The 4,951-nt window shown below is 36.7% G+C and carries 2 protein-coding genes; both read left to right on the forward strand.

Annotated elements, in window-relative coordinates:
- Positions 1-3,486 (forward strand): non-ribosomal peptide synthetase (locus AC5JMK_RS12550; protein WP_495910224.1); only part of this gene is annotated, 3,486 nt, incomplete at its 5' end.
- 2 nt (positions 3,487-3,488) lie between these two features.
- A partial coding sequence (locus AC5JMK_RS12555) for a condensation domain-containing protein (RefSeq protein WP_495910225.1) occupies positions 3,489-4,951 on the forward strand: 1,463 nt, incomplete at its 3' end.

The following is a 4,951-nucleotide window of genomic DNA, read 5'->3' on the forward strand; positions in this document are numbered from 1 at the left end:
TCGATAGTAGAATCAGCATATTTAGCTCCACGCAATCAAACAGAAAGCATCTTAGTAAACATTTGGCAACAAGTTCTACAAGTTTCCAAAATCGGAGTGTATGACAACTTTTTTGATTTGGGAGGACACAGCCTCAAAGCAATTGCTCTAGTCAACCAAATTCAAGAAAAACTAGTCCTTCCCTTTCAATTAAAACAAGTCTTTTCACACCCTACAATTGCAGAACAGGCAGAGTTATTAGCCGCTTGTGCATCTATTTCGGTTCCGCTAATTCCTCATTTGTCTGAGCAAGAAACCTATGAAACATCTCATGCACAAAGACGCTTCTTTGTGCTGCAACAGATGGATCTAAATAATGTGGCTTATCATATTGTTTCTACACTCAAACTAAAAGGAGATTTCGATCCTGCTGCTTTTGAAAAAGCAATGCAGGTTTTGATTGCTCGCCATGAATCTCTGCGGACATCGTTTGTATTAGTCAACGGTGAACCAAGGCAAAGGATACTCGCAAATACTCATTTTCATGTCGGATTTGAAGATTTGAGTCATGAACCCAATGCTGAAAGCTACATCTTAGAAATTATTCAACAACAAAGAGAACCTTTCGATTTAGAAAATAGCCCATTATTGCGGTCTGATATTTATAAATTACCAGATAAACAATATATTCTTGTTCTGGAAATTCATCATATTATTTGTGATGGCTGGTCAATGGATTTGTTAGCTAAAGAATGCTTAAAATATTACAATTATTTTGTCAAAGGCTTACAACCAAATCCAGATAAATTGCCTGTACAATACAAAGATTATGCAGCATGGCAAGCCAACATTTTACGCAGTGATGAACATAGAAAACACTTAGATTACTGGCGACAAAAACTGGATAATGGGCAAATACCCCGCGTTCACTTACCTACAGATTTTCAACGACCTTCTATAAAGAGTTTCAATGGTTCACATCTAAGCTGGACATTCAAATCACAACTAGTATCTGGGTTGAGAGGGATTTGTCAACAAACAGAAAGCACTTTGTTTATGGCACTCTTAGCAGCAGTAAAAGTCTTACTCTATCGCTACAGTGGTCAGCACGACATTGCTATTGGTACAGAAATTGCTACTCGCAACCATCCTCAGCTACAATCTTTAATCGGCTTATTTCTGAATACACTAGTTATCCGTGACCAAATAGAACCAGAACAAGGGTATGAAAATCTGCTCAATAAAGTTCGCCAAAGTGTTACTGAAGCATTTGAACATGCTGATTACCCGTTTGATATTTTGGTAGAAGAATTAGCAATTTCTAGAGAAATTAACCGCACACCATTATTTGATGTATTAGTGCTGCTGCAAAACTTTGATCAACCTGTAGTCACAGAAGAAGTACAAATCAAATCTCTGGATTCACTAACGTCTAGCAGCAAATTTGACCTGTCTTTTGTATTTAGTGAACACAACGACCAACTCAGGTTGTATTTAATTTACAACACAGATCTATTCCAAACAAATAGGATGCAAAAATGTCTGAGCCATTTCGATAAATTGCTCACAGAGATGGTACTTAATCCTAGTCAGTCAATATGTAAATTTTCTCTTTTATCACCAACAGAAACCGCTTTAGTCGAAAACTTCATCCAACCAATTCCCCGCTTAGAAACACGCACAATCATACATGATTTTATTGAGCAAGTAAAAGCCACGCCTGACAAAACATCAATTGTTTATCCTGGAGGAGAATTTAGCTATCAGAAATTAGATACAATCACTAACTCTTGGGCTAATATCTTTAAATATTTAGGTATTCAAAAAGATACTATTTGTGGCGTAATTCTTGAAGGAGATTATCGTCAAGTATTAGCAATGCTAGCGATATTTAAGGCTGGGGGAATTTATTTACCTATGCGTTTAGATGAACCGGAAGAACGCTCTTCACGGATGATGCTCAAAACATCCCCCGCTATTATAGTGGTCGATGACGAAAATTTAGATACTGTCAAACCTCGATTAGCAATATTACCAAAACCACCTCAAATATTGGTAGTGACTGCCCATGAAATTCAGCAATACTATCAATGGGATGGCACAAATTATCAATGCTTGCCTGTAGTAGCAAGTAATGATGAAAAAGCTCTAATTATGCCTGATGCTGATGATTCTAACTATATTATGTTTACATCTGGTTCAACAGGTGAACCCAAAGCCATACTTGGTAGTCATGGCAGTTTGCGCCACTTTATCAACTGGGAAAAACTAGAATTTGGGATTAATCAAAATTGGCGTTGTCTGCAAATTGCAAAAATTAACTTTGATGCTTATCTTAGAGAAACTCTCGTCACTTTATGTTCTGGAGGAACTCTTTATATTCCTGATAGCACAGATCGCGAAGATTCGGAGCGTTTATTACTGAAGTTAGGAGAATGGCAAATTAACTTACTGCACACTGTACCTTCAGTAATGCGCCTATTTTTGAATGTTGGTCGCAATTTAGTCAATGCTGATCAATTGCTCAAACATTTACGAGTTTTGATATTAGGAGGAGAACCTTTATTTGTTAAGGAACTGTGTGAATGGCATCAAATTTTTGGTTCTAAGACAGAATTTGTGAACATTTATGGGGCGAGTGAAACCACTTTTGTCAAACATTTTCATCGGATTCCTGACCCGAATAAAATTACTTATGCACGAGTTCCTGGAGGTAAAACATTACCAGAAGCGGTGTTTGCAGTCATTGATGGGACTCGTCCCTGTGCGATCGCAGAAGTAGGAGAAATTTTTGTCAAGTCACCTTATTTAACAAAAGGTTATTACCAAGATGAAAGTTTAACCAATTCCGTTTTTGTACCCAATCCTTTGAATAACGGCGCTGATTTAGTTTACCGCACAGGAGATTTAGGACGACTGCTACCGGATTTAACGGTGGAGGTCATAGGACGCAGTGATAACCAAGTGAAGTTAAATGGAGTACGGATTGAGTTAGCAGAAATTGAAGATGCACTGGCTGCTATGGAGGGTGTAAAAAAAGCACTGGTAATTGCAGAAAAACAAGATGAATCAGTGACAGTCATTGCATATTATCAGGGTGATAAAAATATAAATAATCAATATATCAGCAGCCAATTAAAACAAGTATTACCAATTTATATGCAGCCAACTTTTTTGATGCACTTGGTAGATTTTCCGTTATTACCGAATGGGAAAATCAATCGTCTAGCACTACCAAAACCAGAAATCAATATTACCCAAACAAGTAATAAGATTACTAAGTTTAATCAACAAGAAGCTTTATTAGCTTCTATTTGGGGAGAATTATTAGAGGTAAAAGTGAGTAACGCAAATCAATCATTTTTTGAATTAGGAGGAAATAGTTTAAAGGCGATGCGCTTAGTATCACACATCCGCAATAACTTTGGAGTTACACTGCGATTGCGGGAAATTTTTACTCATAATACTTTAAAAGCACAAGCTCTTTTGATTCAATCACGACAATAAAAATGATAGTCCAGTCACTACCAAATCGAAAATATTACGAAGTATCCCACGCGCAACGACGGATGTGGATTCTGCACCATATAAGTGAATATTCCAGTGCTTATAATATTAGGCTGGCGATGAGAATCAATGGTAGCCTAGATATTGCCGCATTTGAAGAAGCTTTTCAACAAGTTGTTAATCGCCACGAAATTTTACGTACTTCTTTTACAACTGTCGCAGGTCATATTCAGCAAATTGTGCATGAAAAATTACCTACAGAAGAATTAATACTTTTTAAAGATTTAAGAGAACAAAAAAATGCTGAGAATATAGCTGATAGATTAATTCAAGAGTCAGCAAACTCGCGCTTTGATTTGGAGAAATTACCTTTGATGCGAGTTTTATTAGTACAAATCAAATCAGAGGAATTTTTGTTTGGCTTGACTATACACCATATTGTCGGGGATGCGCGATCGCTCGATATCCTTTTTCAAGAACTCATCACTTTATACTCTGCTTGTACGCAGCAAAAAACTGCCGATTTACCTCCACTACCGTTGCAGTATAAGGATTATGCTGCATGGCAAAATCAGTGGTTAGAAAGTGACGAGATGAAAGAACAACATCATTATTGGTGCGATCGCTTTGCTGAAAAACCACCCATACTCAACTTACCAACCGATTTTCCTAGACCGCAATTTAAATCTTCTCAAGCTGGTGTATATACTTATAATTTCAGTCAGAGTCTGAGCGAAAAATTACACTCTTTTGCTGCTGAGAATCATACAACTCTATTTATTACCCTCTTAACTTTATTTAAAATATTACTCTACCGTTACACTGGACAGCGTGATTTAGTTATTGGTATACCTATTTCTGGACGCAATCATCCAGATTTAGAAAACCAAATTGGATTTTATGTTAACACCCTGGCTTTAAGAACTTTACTCCCAGAAGCAGGAAGTTTTCAACAAGCATTGGAAGAAGTAACAAACACCTGTCTTGATGCTTATGAATATAGTGATTATCCTTTTGATAAATTGGTATCTACCCTGGATTTAGAACGTGATGTTTCCCAAAATCCGTTATTTGATGTCATGTTTTCACTGCTCAGTCAAGAAAGTAAAGCAGTGATGAAAATTCCTGAACTTACACATCAAGAATATCCTCTACAACCACGAACTGCTCAATTTGATTTAAGTTGGAGTTTCTTTGAAGATAGTAATAATTTAAGATTAATCATACAATACGAACCTGAACTTTTTCGAGAAGAGGCGATCGCCAGAATGAGCGGTCATTTTTTGCAAATAATTCAACAAGTAGTCAAAAATCCTCATTGTGAATTATCACAAATTAATCTACTAACTTCTGAGGAACGTAATCAGTTACTAATAGAATGGAATAACACAGAAGTTGCTTATCCTTTAAATAAATGTCTGCATCAGCTATTTGAAGACCAAGTAGAGCGTAGCCCCAATGCAGT

The sequence above is a fragment of the Pelatocladus sp. genome (genome assembly GCF_059505505.1).